The 16,025-nt window shown below is 42.4% G+C and carries 13 protein-coding genes; 8 read left to right on the top strand and 5 right to left on the bottom strand.

The features are described from left to right. Positions 1 to 16: 16 nt before the first annotated feature. The 6 genes from BM528_RS08200 to BM528_RS08175 all read left to right on the top strand — a co-directional run bounded on the left by BM528_RS08200 (position 17) and on the right by BM528_RS08175 (position 8,766). Entirely contained in the window at positions 17 to 1,507 is a 1,491-nt protein-coding gene (locus BM528_RS08200) for an N-6 DNA methylase (RefSeq protein WP_071979468.1), read from the top strand. Beyond that, the gene (locus tag BM528_RS08195; protein ID WP_071979467.1) at positions 1,507 to 3,150 is read left to right on the top strand and encodes a restriction endonuclease subunit S; all 1,644 of its coding nucleotides are present in this window, start codon (positions 1,507 to 1,509) and stop codon (positions 3,148 to 3,150) included. Before BM528_RS08200 ends, BM528_RS08195 begins: the two co-directional genes overlap by 1 nt. Further along, positions 3,147 to 3,908 carry a hypothetical protein gene (locus BM528_RS08190; protein ID WP_071979466.1) on the top strand — a complete coding sequence of 254 codons (762 nt, stop codon included), beginning with the start codon at positions 3,147 to 3,149 and terminating at the stop codon, positions 3,906 to 3,908. Before BM528_RS08195 ends, BM528_RS08190 begins: the two co-directional genes overlap by 4 nt. A 77-nt stretch (positions 3,909 to 3,985) precedes the next feature. Next, complete coding sequence (locus tag BM528_RS08185) at positions 3,986 to 5,281, top strand: DUF3644 domain-containing protein (protein ID WP_071979465.1); 1,296 nt, start codon at positions 3,986 to 3,988, stop codon at positions 5,279 to 5,281. An 80-nt stretch (positions 5,282 to 5,361) separates the two neighbouring features. After that, positions 5,362 to 7,671, top strand: coding sequence for an AAA family ATPase (locus BM528_RS18830; protein WP_232230608.1), 2,310 nt, complete (start codon positions 5,362 to 5,364; stop codon positions 7,669 to 7,671). A gap of 3 nt (positions 7,672 to 7,674) precedes the next feature. After that, positions 7,675 to 8,766 carry a 5-methylcytosine restriction system specificity protein McrC gene (locus BM528_RS08175; protein ID WP_071979464.1) on the top strand — a complete coding sequence of 364 codons (1,092 nt, stop codon included), beginning with the start codon at positions 7,675 to 7,677 and terminating at the stop codon, positions 8,764 to 8,766. 170 nt (positions 8,767 to 8,936) lie between these two features. Here BM528_RS08175 and BM528_RS08170 read toward each other — a convergent pair whose 3' ends face one another. Together BM528_RS08170 and BM528_RS08165 are read right to left on the bottom strand one after the other, a co-directional pair. Next, positions 8,937 to 9,650, bottom strand: coding sequence for a hypothetical protein (locus tag BM528_RS08170; protein ID WP_071979463.1), 714 nt, complete (start codon positions 9,648 to 9,650; stop codon positions 8,937 to 8,939). 79 nt (positions 9,651 to 9,729) lie between these two features. Next, a complete protein-coding gene (locus BM528_RS08165) occupies positions 9,730 to 10,350 on the bottom strand; it encodes a hypothetical protein (protein WP_071979462.1) in 621 nt (206 codons plus the stop codon). A 651-nt stretch (positions 10,351 to 11,001) separates the two neighbouring features. On the opposite strand from BM528_RS08165, the gene nei reads away from it, so the two are divergent. Continuing rightward, positions 11,002 to 11,826, top strand: a complete 825-nt coding sequence (nei, locus tag BM528_RS08160; RefSeq protein WP_071979461.1) for an endonuclease VIII — start codon at positions 11,002 to 11,004, stop codon at positions 11,824 to 11,826. 72 nt (positions 11,827 to 11,898) lie between these two features. On the opposite strand, the gene BM528_RS08155 is transcribed toward nei, so the two are convergent. Beyond that, complete coding sequence (locus BM528_RS08155; protein ID WP_083595234.1) at positions 11,899 to 12,429, bottom strand: DUF1499 domain-containing protein; 531 nt, start codon at positions 12,427 to 12,429, stop codon at positions 11,899 to 11,901. Positions 12,430 to 12,586: 157 nt separating this feature from the next. Here BM528_RS08155 and BM528_RS08150 point away from each other — a divergent pair, with 157 nt between their 5' ends. Then, positions 12,587 to 12,967: a glutathione S-transferase N-terminal domain-containing protein gene (locus BM528_RS08150; RefSeq protein WP_071979460.1), complete on the top strand. Its 381-nt coding sequence runs from the start codon at positions 12,587 to 12,589 to the stop codon at positions 12,965 to 12,967. Between the two features lie 139 nt (positions 12,968 to 13,106). Here the strand turns inward: BM528_RS08150 and BM528_RS08145 are convergent, their stop codons facing one another. Both BM528_RS08145 and BM528_RS08140 read right to left on the bottom strand, forming a co-directional pair. Further along, positions 13,107 to 14,048: a GGDEF domain-containing protein gene (locus BM528_RS08145; protein WP_071981223.1), complete on the bottom strand. Its 942-nt coding sequence runs from the start codon at positions 14,046 to 14,048 to the stop codon at positions 13,107 to 13,109. A gap of 237 nt (positions 14,049 to 14,285) precedes the next feature. Further along, positions 14,286 to 16,007 (bottom strand): protein adenylyltransferase SelO family protein, encoded by a 1,722-nt coding sequence (locus BM528_RS08140; RefSeq protein WP_071981222.1) that lies wholly within the window; start codon positions 16,005 to 16,007, stop codon positions 14,286 to 14,288. Positions 16,008 to 16,025: the final 18 nt, after the last annotated feature.

The following is a 16,025-nucleotide window of genomic DNA, read 5'->3' as shown; positions in this document are numbered from 1 at the left end:
AAATAAGAGAGAAAAGATGTCAGTCAGTACAGTCATTAAATCGATTCAGGACATTATGCGCAAAGATGCCGGTGTAGACGGTGATGCGCAGCGTTTGGGACAAATTTCATGGTTACTGTTCCTTAAAATATTTGATGCGCAGGAAGAAGAGCTTGAACTTGAACTCGATGATTACCGTGAACCTATCCCAGAACAGTACCTTTGGCGTAACTGGGCTGCAGATGAGCAGGGGATAACCGGTGATGAGTTAATGGAGTTTGTAAATGACGACTTGTTCCCAACCCTGAAAAACTTTACCGTCCCGATTGACAAAAATCCGCGTGGTTTTGTGGTGCGAGAAGCATTCAGCGATGCCTTCAATTATATGAAAAACGGCACACTGCTGCGCCAGGTAATTAACAAACTCAACGAAGTGGACTTCACTGACTCAAAAGAGCGTCATTTATTTGGTGATATTTACGAGCAAATCCTTCGTGACTTGCAAAGTGCAGGCAACGCGGGCGAGTTTTACACACCAAGGGCAGTTACACGCTTTATCGTTAATCGTGTGGACCCAAAACTGGGGGAGCAATTGTTCGACCCTGCGTGCGGGACAGGTGGTTTTCTAGCATGCAGTGTTGACCACATTAAAACCAACTACGTTCAAACAGGTAGCGATCATCAAATGCTGCAAAAGCAAATTCATGGAGTGGAAAAAAAGCAATTACCACACCTGCTGGCAACCACCAATATGATGCTGCACGGCATTGAAGTGCCTGTTCAGATTAAACATGACAACACACTTAACAAGCCTCTATCGAGCTGGGATGCTGACTTTGATGTCATCGTGACCAATCCACCATTCGGTGGCACAGAAGAAGATGGTATTGAAAAAAACTTCCCATCAGAAATGCAAACCCGCGAAACAGCTGACTTATTTTTACAGTTAATCGTTGAGGTGTTAAAAGACGGTGGACGTGCTGCACTTGTATTGCCTGATGGCACACTATTTGGTGAAGGTGTGAAAACCAAGATCAAAAAGCTACTCACTGAAGAATGTAACCTGCATACCATTGTGCGTTTACCTAATGGTGTATTTAACCCCTATACCGGTATAAAAACCAACCTACTATTCTTCACTAAAGGTAAACCCACCAAAGACATCTGGTTCTACGAGCATCCTTACCCCGAGGGCGTGAAAAACTATTCCAAGACCAAGCCGATGAAGTTTGAAGAATTTCAGGCTGAAATTGATTGGTGGGGCAATGAAGAAGATGGTTTTACCAGCCGTGTTGAGAATGAGCATGCTTGGAAAGTGTCGATTGATGAAGTCATTCAGCGCAACTTCAATCTGGATATTAAAAACCCGCATCAGCACGAGCAGGTCAGTCATGATCCAGAAGAGTTATTAGTACAATATCAGGCTCAGCAAAACGAGATACAAGCACTACGTGACCAGCTTAAAGGCATCTTGGCTGAGGCACTATCAGCTAATAGTTCAGTAACAGGCAAAGAGGGTAACGCTTGATGTCTGTTGAAAAATTGATTACCGATAATATTGATGTGTGGACATCGGCCATTAAAACTAAATCTGCATCAGGGCGAGGCAGTTCAAATAAGCTTGAGCTTTACGGTATTAAAAAACTGCGTGAGCTGATTTTAGAATTAGCCGTGCGCGGTAAGTTGGTGCCTCAAGATCCAAGTGATGAACCCGCATCGAAGCTGCTTGAGCGCATTGCCGCAGAAAGAGAACAGCTCATTAAAAGCAAAAAAATCAAAAAGCAAAAGCCACTGCCGCCAATATCAGACGATGACAAACCGTTTGATGTGCCGAACGGTTGGGATCACTGCAGGTTGGGAAACGTCATACACGTCTCTTCTGGAAAAAATCTAACTTCATCAAAAATGGTGAAAGACGGTGGAATTCCAGTTTTTGGGGGGAACGGAATAACTGGCTATCATGACGAAGCAAATATAGTAGAAAAGACGTTAGTTATTGGACGTGTAGGTTATTACTGCGGTTCAATACATATTACACCTAAAAAAGCCTGGGTTACTGATAATGCGTTTATTACCTATTTTTCAAAACATAATATTGACATGGATTTTCTTGCGTTGTTGCTGAAAGCAACTGATTTAAAAGAAAATGAAAATGCCACAGCGCAACCAGTGATCTCCGGCAGTAAGGTATATCCAATTGTGGTAGCTTTGCCTCCGACACATGAACAAAAACGCATCGTCGCCAAGGTTGATGAACTAATGGTCCTGTGTGACCAACTAGAGTCACAAACCGAAACCAATATCGAAGCGCATCAGACCCTGGTCAAAACTTTGCTTGAAACGCTCACCAACGCCAAAGATGCCGATGAACTCAATGAAAGCTGGCAGCGCATTAGCGAACACTTTGATGTGCTCTTCACCACCGAAGCCAGCATCGACCAGATAAAACAAACCATTCTGCAACTCGCCGTGATGGGCAAACTCGTCAAACAAGATCCCAACGACGAACCCGCATCAAAGTTACTTGAGCGCATCGCAGCCGAAAAAGAGAAGTTAATTAGAGAAGGTAAGCTTAAGAAACAAAAGAAAGCGATCGCTCATGACGCTGTGATCAAAGAGGGCAATTTGCCGCATGGCTGGGTTGCAGTGGATTTTGGTGATGTTTCCTTTAATAGAGATTCAGAAAGAGTTCCTTTATCGGTTTCTCAACGCCAGAACAGACGTGGAGAGTATGATTACTACGGAGCATCTGGAGTCATCGACTCTATTGACGACTTTCTTTTTGATAAGCCTCTTCTTTTAATAGGTGAAGATGGCGCTAACCTCGTAAATAGGTCCACTCCAATCGCATTCATGGCTCGAGGGAAATATTGGGTAAATAATCATGCACATGTTATTGATGGAATCACTGAACAATTACTTCAGTATCTTGCACTTTATATAAACTCAATTTCTTTACTTCCATATATTACCGGCATGGCTCAGCCTAAAATGAATCAAGCTAAGATGAATGGAATATTGGTATTTTTACCTCCTGAAGGTGAACAGTGTCGAATACTTGCTAAAGTCGACGATTTAATGGCTGTATGCGATAAGCTTAAAGACCGTTTGAGAGATGCTCAAACCACCCAGCTGCACCTCACTGACGCGATTGTAGAACAAGCGTCATGAAGGCCAAAGATTTTCGATGGGGTATCGATAAACTTTCAGATATTGAACCAGAACCATCCAGTTTCTATTTCCCCGAATACGATCCCTACATGCAATTGCACGGTTTGAATCAACTGGTTGAGGTGTTGTTGGAAAAAAGTTCAGCTAACAGTACAAACATACAAGTAGGTAAACACACCGGCCTTTATTCTGGTGAGAGAGGTGGTAATGCCTACGCTGATGACTGTGCTACCTCGGCATATTTTGATGCTTTCATGTCGAGTTCCATTGCAGCGGCGCTGGCGCAATTTTTGGAAAGTTTAATAAAAAATGAAACGTTGACGATTAAGAAAAATGAAGGTGAAAACGCTAAAGACCCCAATCATGTCCGTACATTAAAAATGACCAAGGCCAAACAGTTCTGGGATGTAGGTAAATACTGGTGTGATCAATCTGACAAAATTGAGACCGGAATAGTCGGTGGCTGTTTGCAGTTGTTTGAAGCGTTAAACTTATCCAACAAATTACCCGTAAATTTTGCCACACACATGAGAGTGTTGTTTGGCTACCGTAACTATGTCATGCATAACGGCGTGGAGTGGGAGAAGACTAGAAGAGATAAATTCAAGGAAATCATTCAAAGCACAGGTTGTGATGGTTTTTATTGGTCAAAGTCTGATGGTGAAGACAATGTGTGTTATTTAAAAGATGCCTTCATCAAAGAACTCCTCACTTTTTGTAATGACCTGTATCAGTCGTTTTATCCTGAATTTACATAAATAAAAGGTACGGAATATTAAGCAAAATCTTCAATGCTATTGATGCAGAGTATTAAAAATGAAAACAAGGAGTTGTCATGGCAGGTAAAAATGGACAAAAAATGTTTTTCGAGTTTCTTCAAAGATGTGAAAGAAACGGTAAAACGTTTGATAAAGAGCAGGTCATTGCTGCTGCAGGTTGGAAACCTGCCACTTTCAAAACCTATTTTGGTAAAGGCCAAATAAACCAATTCGTTACCGATGTTGGTAGTGGGCAGTTTGAAGCGGTTAACACACTTGATATTTCCTTTACCGAATTTAAGAAACGCTTATCCCAAAGCAAACATTTTCAAGAGTTAGGGCATAAGTGCAGATCTCCATTAGCCAAGGCCCTGCTGAAAAAGTCTAAGGACAATATGATGTTGGCGTTAGAGTTATATAACCGGCCATCATTGGAAAACAAGCTCGATGGGTTTGTTTTACTGTTTTGCACGGCATGGGAACAACTATGCAAATCAATATTAATTGAACGCGAAGGTGAAGAGTTTATATATGAAAAGGCCAATAAAAAGGGACTAAGGAAAACCAAGCCTCTACGCATTTGCCTTGAACACCTTTATGAAGGCAAAAGCCAAATCCGTCGAAATGTAGAAAAAGTTGCTGAATGGCGGGATAAAGCGGTTCACCTTCTAATGCCCGAGCTACAGTCTATTGCGTCAAGAATATTCCAGTCTGGAGTATTAAATTATTCCTCCGAATTTGAAAAGTTTGCTGACGTACCTTTTATCTCATCCCAACACACAGGAATGATGTCTCTAGTAGGCGACTTTAAATTACCGCCTGCGTCCATGTTAAAAACGCTTTATGGCGACGCCGCCAGTGAAATCCTTGAATTAGCAACCACGTTGCAAGATGAGATTGAGCAAGAAGATGATATTGGTTTTGCTATTCCTATGCGCGTTTCATTAGTTTTTGCTAAGGAAGAGGGGGGCGACCAAATCGTCATCGCAAAAGCAAACGGCAGTGCTGAAGATCTGAAAAATCTGCGCCAAGCCATGGTTGTCGAAAAGCCTATTGACCCAGATAAATCACATCCGCTTAGTCAGGGTGGTTTGATGAAACGAGTCAACGAGATCCTACTTAGAGATTTTGCGATAGAGAAACTGGAAAAGGTCCTACCGAAGCGTGACAACCAAGGCCGCCCATCATTGAATCAACACTGCGTCCAATCATGTGTGAATAAACTTGGGTGGAAGAAACAAAGTAACAATAAGTACCATTATTACAGCAAACTCTCCAAACGACACCAATATTCGGAAGATGCAGTAAATGAATTAATCGAACGTATTACTGCGGATGATAGTTTTGTTGTGAGAGCAAAAAATAATAAGTAGGAAGCAGGGCTATGGAAACAATACAGTCATATTGGTTTGTCGGGGCGAGTTGGGATGATGCGGATCAGACAGACCGGTTTGTGCAACAAGGAGTCTGGGAGAATGGATACGATGACAAGTACGTTGAACAAGTCAATGCCATCAAGCCAGGTGACTTAATAGCAATCAAGGCTGCTTACACCCGTAAATCAGGAGTTCCATTTGAAACTCGTGGGAATGTGGTTTCAACAATGGCTATCAAGGCCATTGGTCGTGTGACGAAAAATTATAAGAATGGAAAAAAACTCGATGTCGAATGGCAGTCTGCATCGCAAACGCCTCGAGAGTGGTACTTCTATACAAATATGAAAACGATTTGGCATATTCAACCGGGCGACTGGAAAACGGATGGCTTGATTGCATTTGCGTTTGAGGAACAACCTCAGGACATAGATAAATTCAGGAATGCCCCTTTCTGGCGTGAGCGTTTCGGTGATATTCCTGAAGATGATATTCGCTTTAAATGGGCGAGCTTTTATGAGGCAGTGGCGAGCAGCCTTCTAAAATTCGAACATGATCGACAAAAGCTGATTGATATTTCTATTTCCGTTGCTGATAAACACGGCTTGTCCTATATGCAAGATAAACACACGCAATTAGATGATATGGATCCATTCACACTAATGGGAATGTTCAATCGTGGCCAAACAGCGGCAAATAGGCAGGCCATAGCAGCAGATATTGCAACCGCTATCGGTGTGGAAGCCGAAATACCGACTTCGTTCGAAGCCATCCCATTATTAAATAATCAAAAATCTTGGTTTTTCTGGGGGAAAGAAGACGGGCGAGGCGAGCAAGACGTTAATAATCTATGGGCTCTTTTTAAGATTGCACTGATGTATGCGGATGATAACGAAAAAGTAAATAGCGACACGTTTGTAGAAGCCTACGACAAAGTGATTCAACAAAAAGGGATCCGTTGGAATATAACGATGGGCTTATTTTGGATAAGGCCATGGTTTTATCCAACCCTTGAAACACAATCGATGGATTACCTTGGTGCGCTGTCTTGTAAACCAGACTGTTCCGGCCCCAAAAGAACCTGTTCGGGGGAAGAGTACTTGGTGTTGCGCGAAAATTTACTTATCCGATTTAGTGAAGACACCTTTCCTGTGCATTCTTTTCCTGAATTATCATTGAATGCATTTTCCAGAGACGTGAAGCCTGATAAAAAATCGAGTCACTCTTGGAAGTTGGTGGTTATAGAAAGAATTCGCGATCTTTGTCACCGAAACCAACGACCTAACTTTTCCCGACAAGAATTTCAAGAAAACTACCTTGATGAGATAAGCACAATCTTTCCGGAAAATTCGACGCCTGATATGTCGATAGACCGCACCACGCAACAGTTGCGAGATGAAGGTGAGATTGAGTTTATCAGCTCGGGGCAATATCGTTGGGTCGGCTATGAGGACGATACTGTCCTTGAAGAAACAGCTCCAGTTGTAATTGAGAAACGGATCGAAGCGTACGACTTATCCAACATTAAAAAAGACGGATGCTTTATTGAGGTCAGTGAACTTGAGGGTATCCTGAGTACACTGCGAGACAAAAAGAACATGATCCTTCAAGGACCACCAGGAACAGGCAAAACGTGGTTGGCAAAAAGGCTTGCAATGGCGCTAATTGGAGAAAAGCAGCCAGAGCAAATAAAAGCCGTGCAATTTCATCCAAACCTCGCGTATGAGGACTTTATCCGTGGATGGCGGCCTTCTGGGCATGGGCAGTTAACGCTCTGTGATGGACCTTTCCTTGAATGGGTTCACAATGCTCAAAAGTATCCGAGCAAAAAGTTTATTGTTGTAATCGAAGAGATTAATAGAGGTAATCCTGCACAGATATTTGGTGAAATGCTGACATTGTTGGAAGCAGATAAACGCACACCTGAGGAAGCCCTGCATTTATCCTACACCAAAGAGGATGACGAACCCGTTTACATACCCAGTAATCTTTATGTAATCGGAACCATGAACGTGGCAGACCGATCTCTAGCGTTAGTCGATCTTGCTCTGCGCCGACGCTTTGCCTTTGTCTCTCTTAAACCGCTTTACGATGATAATTGGCGTAACTGGGTGCATGAGAAAAAAGGGATAAGCACGGAAACGTTGAATGTTATTCAACACCATATGCGTGAATTGAATAATGCGATTTCAGACGATAGTCGCCTTGGAGAGCAATTCCAGATAGGTCACAGCTATTTCACGCCTGCTAAAGGCCACGAAGTCGCCAACGAGAAAAAGTGGTATCAGCAAGTCGTGCGAACAGAGATTGCTCCTTTATTAGACGAATATTGGTACGACGACCCTGAAACAGCAATGAAGTATGTCGATGAATTAATGAGTGCGCTATAACTCATGGAGGCTACTCAAAACATTAAAAACCAAGGGATCCCTTTACAAAACCTTTGGTTGCTAATGCTTTATGCGTCGGATTTTCGTTACCAAGCACATCAATACACAGGTAGCGAAAATTCAGATGAGCACCTTGTTGACATGGTCGCTGATGTTTTATGTAACCAAGTAGAAAAACGGCTTAGGCGTCAGCTTTCATTTGGTTATAAACACAGAGATGAACAGCTGAACCGGGTAAGAGGACGGATTAACGTTTTAGAAACAGAGCGCAAAATGCTACTTTTCAAAGGAAAAGTATCGTGTCGCTTCGAACAACTCACAGTTGATACCTCTCGTAACCAATACGTTGCATTAGCGTTGAGTAAGAGTATCCGACTAATAGAGAATCCTGCATTGAGAAATCGCGCTAAGATGCGCTTAAATGATCTTGTTGGACTAGGGGTTACCGTCCAACAATTTTGTTCCTATCGGCCACAAGACGATCGTTTTTCTCGTCACGAAATAGAAGATAAAAAGGTGATCGCAACTGCTGAGTTAATGCACAATTTAGCATTAATTAACGAATCAGTAGGCAATCAGTGGTTACCGTCGCCCGAAAAACAAGAGCACTGGGTTAGAAGGTTATTTGAAAAAGCCATTTTCGGTTTTTATACGTTACACCTTGGTGATGAATGGAGGGTAAAAGCCAGCAAGAAATTGGGATGGCAAATTGATGAGATGACAGAAAATATTCCAACTTTATTACCTGGAATGGAGTTGGACATTTTGATTGAGAATGTGCAAAAAGAACAGCGAGTGATTATCGATACCAAGTTTACCTCCATCACACAGGACCGTAGGTTTGGTGGGCAGTCATATAAAAGCAATTATATTTATCAACTGTTTACCTACTTGCGATCGCAAGAAAGACATGACGACCGATTATCCGCCACTGCCGAAGGAATGTTGTTGCATCCGTCTACAGGGGTTACACACCGCGAGTCTGTGTTGATCCAAGGACACCGTTTGCATTTTTGCACAGTTGACCTAAGTCGATCGTCTACTGAGATTAAAAATGAATTGATTGAGCTAATCGATAAATCAATTACGAATTGATATTCGTTGCCCTAAAAAGTACTGCGGCTCATATTTAACCTTTAACTTTCGCGTTAGAGGTAAGTAAAATCTGACAGTCTGCACTTCGGTTTAGTTAGAGCTTTGGAGCTATAACTTAGCTTGTATTACTGAGTTCATAACTAAGCAGACATTTCTTCGCCGCTTTCATTTCATTCGCTTATATACTTCTGTTCCTTATTGCCAGTGAATTGTGATGCTCTATTGATTAGAAGCTCTCTGATTGACACTAACTCATTTACCTTAAGAATTTCCCTTACCCTACTTTTTACTTCTACTACAGTGGCATCTTCATTTTTAACGTTGACTTCGCCAATACCCATTAAATTGCTGAATACGTCAAACATTTCTTCTAGAGCCTTCGTCCTTGTCTCGTCGCTACGCTCTGTACCTGAAAACGCATCTACGAGACCTGATTTTGCACCAATATTACGAACAGCTTTCTCAAAAGGCAGGAGCTTCTTTTCCATATCTGGCGTAATCCAAGCAGTGTATTCAATTCTTAACGTATAAAGTCTTCCTGCGTGTTCCAATGCTTCTTTTGTTGGGCCTTCCCTAGTCAGAGTTACAACAGTTTTATGAACCTCTGCCAGATACTTTTCACAAAACTCTACATGCTTATCAAATACTGAGTTAGCCATGTGCGAAGTTGCGCCTAGATTAAATAGTTGCTGTTCTTGTTGGATTTCGATATTTCGTTTATGCGAGGCCTGGTCTCGTATTAACTGAAAAAGAGCGGTGAGTAATCCGGCAACACTAGGTAATGAAGCAACACCTTTGTAGATATCATTAATTGGTGCAAAGAATGTGACGCCCAAGGACACTGCAACAATAATAGAAATGCCAAACCAAAAACCGTTGTTCATGTGTTGTACTCCTTTACAAAGTAGACTTGCGTGATTGACGCGAGCTAGGGGATGACCTGATTGAGGCATTTTTAATGTTTTATCGATAAGTTGGCGATATCCACTCACATAACCACCAAGTATTGATTGCTGATTTTGCGGTTTTTATGCAGCCAATTTGCTTGAGATTTTGTAATGCATGTTTTATGTCCGCTTCTGAAAGGGGCGGCCTTTCGTATTTTTTGGCATGCGTATCAATGGCTGGCTTTATGTCTTCAAGTTTAACGTGTTTGTTTGAATCTTTGACCTGCCACATTACCCATAAAGTAACGGCTTCTGCCTCTGAAAGACTAACCTGCGTATTTCTCCATATACTATTCCACAACAAAATTGCTGCGAAAGGTATTGCCCATGGAGCCTGCGTAGTAGAGATCACTGTAAACACACCATTAGCAATAGCGTCAAATAAGGTTCTAACATTTAATTTGATGTTGCCGGCCTTAGAGCTACGGCCACCACCACGTCCAGAGGGAGCCATGGTAACCATATGCATAAGTACTGGTTCCTTCTCTGGTGGTGACACTCGTATTGCTTTTTCAAGGAATTCTGTGGCGGTCTTTTTAATAATTTCCTTATCTAAACCAGCATCACGAAGAAAAACTTCAATAGCTCTCTGAATTTCCTGTTCTTTTTCGTTTTTTCTTTTGTGGTTCCATTCCATTTCATTTTCTCAAGGCTAGTAGATTGATGTTGTAAGAGACAAAGTAATACGACAAACAAAGTATATTAATACCTCATGTTTATCATACTACTGCTTTTCACATACAAGTCATAAACTTAAGAGTTTACATAACATAAGTTGCAAAAAATGTACTCGATAAAAATACTAACAATTTTGTATGCTAAATCTAATGAGTTCATGCCACTTTGTTACCTTTATTCTTTACCACAAAACTTTGCCACAATGTAATAAAACTGCTATGTTGCTACCACAAATCAATAGGTTATGTGATAAAAAACGTCTGGCGGAGAATCCCTCTCTCTCCGCCAAATAGCATCGAGGCCTTGCATGACGCAGGGCCTTGTTGTTTTTAAAGCGCTTATTAATTACCAAATAAATATCAAAAAACCTCTTGTCTAAACTCGAAAGTAAAGAGCCCAGCATCTTATATCAATAAAAAGTGTGACTGCGTCACGCCTCCCAATTTTTATTGAAAAACTCTTCCTTCGTTTGCAACGTATACTTTCTTAAATAAGCCGAGACTTTAAATAGCTTAGCCTTTATTCCCGCTTGCGGCGCTATGGGCTGAATTTTTTGAAATTAGTAGTCCGGTAGCTATAAGCATTTATCACATTTAAAAAGGTCATTGACATGCCAGAGGGCCCAGAGATCCGTCTTGCCGCAGATAAGATTGCCAAGGTAATTGAAGGCAAACAAATAGACAATATTGAAGTGGGGTTACCACATTTATATCAAGGAGCAGAAAGGCTTAAAGGACATATGGTAAGTCATGTAGAAACGAGGGGGAAGGCAATGCTGATTCACTTTAATAATCAGCTTTCTATCTACTCTCACAACCAGCTTTACGGCGTTTGGATGACTGCTAAGCGGGGTGAAATGCCCAATACTAAACGCTCGCTAAGACTGGCGTTGCATACCGCTGAACAGAGTGCACTATTATACAGTGCCTCAGATATTGGCATTTATCAGTTAAAAGAACTCGATGAACATCCATTTTTGAGAAAAATAGGCCCTGACATTCTACAGCCTAACTTAACCTGGCAAACCATAAGAGATAGGCTACTTTCAAAGCGATTCTGCAATCGAAGCGTCAGTGCACTTTACTTAGATCAGCATTATATTGCCGGTATCGGAAACTATATTCGCAGCGAAATTTTGTTTGCCGCAGGCATACACCCAGATTATAAGCCAAAGCAACTCAGTGAAAAGCAGGTGGCAGAGCTTGCTAAGCAAACGTTATTAATTAGTAAGCGGGCATACGAAACAAAGGGGCACACGGTACCCAATGCGTTAGCGAAAAAACTGGCGAAGACCAAGGGCAGCTATGAAAGCGTTCGGTTTATGGCATTCAACCGTGAGGAGCAACCCTGCCGACAATGTGTTTCACCAATAGTAAAGGCGCAGCGCAACGGGCGTAGAATTTATTGGTGTGAAATCTGTCAGCCGCTGGTATAGAGCGGATTCAGAGTGAAGGATACAGGTTGAGTAAAACCAGTATCAATCACCATTTACTTAGCCTGATTCTACTTATTCGGGTTTTGCGTTCTCAAACTGCGCAGTAATGGCGTTCATGCGCTCTTTATTTACGCCTAGGTCTGAGTAGCCCAAACGAGACGCCGACCTAAAATCAATGATTGTTTTATTATCAGGTGTTGAAGACAACAAAAACTCAACATCATCCACAAAGCCAAAAAGTTTTGATGAGAACGCCGCGTGTACATAGTTATCGTTTTGCTCAATTATCGATGTGCGAGGCATGTCGCTGATAATATCAATTAATCTAACTTTTGCAGCCACTATTGAGCCGTTAAACGTTAAGGCTGGCATAGATTCACTGTCGGTACCCATACTGGTCACGCAATTAGGCGTGCTTGGACAGGGTTTGAGTGTGCCGTTTTGAACACCTAATTCTGGTGGCGTTGTAAAGCAGCCTGTTAGAAGAGACGCTGCGAATGTTAATGCTGATGCTGCGGGTATTTTCTTAAATTTTGACTCGCTTTTTACCCAATTTGTCCAATCGGGCCCGCGAGAAAAAAATAACGTGGATCGCTGTTTCATAACTTTCCCTCTATAAAGATTTCGTATTTTATTTTTGTTCCTATTTATTTCTAGCATAGCGCAAATGGTCTTATCTTAATTACACTATCTACATACAAAGTAGTAGAATGCGGCGCATGTGTTTCACTGTCACTTTTTTCGTAAATTGAGTCGTAAAATGAAATTATTTGTAAATCTTATTCGTAACTTACTCGGTAGTATTATTGCCTTTTTCGATGTAATTACTCGAGGCTCTAAACTAAAGCGTTCGCCAGAAGAGCAGTCTCAGGTTGTTGCTGAAAGTGAAAACCTAACTTTATATCAATTTTTTGGCTGCCCCTTCTGCATCAAAACGCGCAGGGCAATGTACAAGTATAACGTACCCGTTAAAAAGCGAAGCGTATCAGAAGGCTCTCCATATCGCGAAGAGCTTTTACAAGGAGGCGGGAAAGTGCAAACCCCATGTCTTCGCATTGAAAACAACGATGGCGTTGAATGGCTTTATGATTCGAAAGCCATTATTGGGTATATTGAAAAGCGTTTTGTAGCGGCAAAGTAATACAATTAGCATATGCGCCACTGGTGGCTGTTAAATGGTGGCGCACTTTCAGAAATAAAACGTCCTCTTTGAAAACTGCTGCGTAATAATGCAGAAGAGAGAGTATATAGATTGTAGAGGGCAATAAAGCCTTCTTACATCAATGCGATACGCAATTTCTGCCCTTTTCTTTCGCATTATAAACGGCTTCATCAGCGCGTTTTATCAAGGTATGCATATCTAGGGTTCCATCAAATGTAGCAATGCCTATGCTACAGCTCACGGAAAACGGATGTTGTGTGGAGATTGACGCTACACTTTTGCGTATTCTCTCAGCAAGCTCATAGGCCTGTTGATTATCGGTTTGCGGCAATACAATGAGAAACTCCTCGCCACCGTAACGCCCGACAGAGTCGGTTTGCCTGCATGTTTGGGTAATCGCATCAGCAATCATTATTAACACCTCGTCGCCAACTTGGTGTCCATAGGTATCATTAACGTGTTTAAAATAGTCCACATCAAGCATGAGTACTGAGCATATTTGATGATGCCTCTGGCAACGATTAATCTCGTTGTCTAAATCCTTTAGAATGGCGCGGCGATTAAGTATAGATGTCAGCTCATCGGTGCTGGCCTGAATATTCAGCTCACGGGTTCGCTCTGCTATTTTCGCCTCAAGCGTCATATTAATGTCTTTGAGTTCTTGCTGAGCGTTTAACAGCTCTTGGTTTCGTTGAGCTAGAAGGGCAGCACTCGGTAGGGCAACAATTCGGGGCGTTAACTTCCATAATACTACAGCAGTTACGATAGAGATAAGGCCAGTGATTAGCTTCGCCACGCCCTCTATAAAGTAATACCCATGCCAGATATTAAAAAGTCCAAGTAAGTGAGTAATACCACAGAAACTTATAAACCCTGCAAAAAGTAAGAAGAGTCTGTCGAATTTTAAGTCATTTCGCTTTAGAACAATATGGATGAGGGCTATGGGTATCATTGCATAGGCGAGGCCGGTGAGTGCATCTCCACCTACGTGTAAGAATAATAAGTCCCAACGCCATAGCAAGCAGTGTCCGTGTGGCATAAAGCTGCCGTTGAAGACCATTTCTAGCACGTCCTATTCTCCTCTTGCTGATGCAGATACTTACCTGTCGCCTCGCCTGAAAACGCCATCTTTCATTAGAAAATATAGTGCTAGCAGTTCGAAAAGAGCTGTTTTTCAGCGCAAATTGATAGGTAAATATTTATGTTACTAGGTTTAGCGTAGTCTAAACCTCAGTTTCGTAAAGTTATTTAGCTATTCTGAGGCAACATGAGGTGTGACTTTCTATAAAAGTGGCAATTATGAAGAACAGCTGTAATGAGAGACTCCGCCCGCACCAAAATATTCGCGAGGCCGCAAGCGGCAGTGTTCTGCTTCTGTCTGCGCCGACTGTTCATCATAGGGCTTTGAAAGTATGTGTTGTAATGCGTGTATACGCTCAAATGTTCCTTGCTCAGCTTCTTTATAAGCAGGCACAACCAGCCATTCTCGCCAGGTATATTTTGGGTTGCTACGCATCATTTTTTGCACGGCAAGCTCGCTATTTCCTTGTTGCTTGCCATCTCCCTGATGTTTTATGAGCGCATGCCACGTATCAAGCCACTCATTCCATTGTTCAGTCGTACCATCTTTTAGAGGAACGTAAAAGCTCTTCGTTAAGCCACTCACTTCTTTTGGAAGCTTTGAAAGCTCTCGAAAAAAGAGATTATAGTCGACACCGGTACGCATCATTAAATGCAACAACTGCAGAAGCAACTCATGATTAAACGTGTTAAGCCCGAGTTTAGCGGCCCACATAGTGTCCATTTTTTCCTGCATTACAGCAGAAAACCCGCTATTTACATCCCGCAATGCCTCAAGCGATGAAGGTGCATTTGTGAGCAGAGGCTCAATTGCACGGCAAAACATATCAAAATTCTTTTCGGCGGCTACGGGTTGGTTAAGAAAAGAAAAGTGGCGTCCTCCTCCTGTCCACGGCTGATAAGCAGGGTCAAACAGTTCACAGAATCCGAAAGGACCATAGTCGAGAGTGTATCCGCCCGCAGCGCAGTTATCACTGTTGAAGTTTCCTTGGCAGTATCCCACTCGTATCCAGTTGGCGATAAGTGATGTCAATCGTTCGCGAAAAGCCTTGGCAAGTGCGATGAGCTGGCTTTCAAATGGTTGCGAGCTGTCTACTTCGTTTGGATATTCTCTTTCTATCAAGTGCATAACAAGCTTTTGAAGCTCCTCTAGCGCAGAAGGATACTCATTGCGTCTAGCACGCCTACCAAATAGCTCAAGTTGCCCAACGCGAATAAACGAAGGTGCTACTCGCGTAGATATAGCAACAAAATTTTGAACCATGACCTCTGGATCTTGAGAGTTTGAGCCCTCTAAATACCAAGGGCGATCTACGGTTTCCGACTGAGACATAAAAAGACTAAGCGACCTAGACGTCAGTATGCCAAGTGCATGCATATGTTCTTGAACTAGGAACTCTCGCACACTTGAGCGCAGAACGGCTCTGCCATCTGCACCCCGGCAGTAAGGAGTACGTCCGGCACCTTTTAGCTGCATTTCCCAGCGCTTTCCATTTAAAACAGCTTCAATCACTGAAATAGCCCGTCCATCGCCATAGCCGTTGCCGGTCTGAAACGGGCATTGCTGAGTGTATTCGGTTCCGTAAATAGACAGAGCATAGCCTGTAGACCAGCCATGAGGTTTTATCGCTGAAGGTAGGGCTGCCATGTCGCCGGAAAATAGCTGTTTAAATTCATCTGTGTAAGCGAGTTGCTCATCAAATCCAAGTTCGTCAAAAAAAGCAGGGCTGTGGGCAATGTATTTGGGATCTTTAATAGGGGTAGGGGTTACTGGAACATAATGCCCTGAGAATACTTGTCTTGGGGCGTGTTCGTCGCCGCTCTTATCCGCTTGCGGATCAGCAACTAAGGCGTTCATAAAGGAGTAATCAAGGTGTTCTGCAAGGTCGCCTATGGTTTGTACTCGCTGTTTTGCTGTGTTGTCTTGCTGGTTTAACATTTGCTCTGACATTGGCGC

Origin of the sequence: Alteromonas sp. RW2A1, assembly GCF_001886475.1 — a bacterium.
GTDB lineage: Bacteria > Pseudomonadota > Gammaproteobacteria > Enterobacterales > Alteromonadaceae > Alteromonas > Alteromonas hispanica.
Note: the sequence above shows the minus strand (reverse complement) of the source record. Positions and strands in the feature narration are given on the sequence as shown.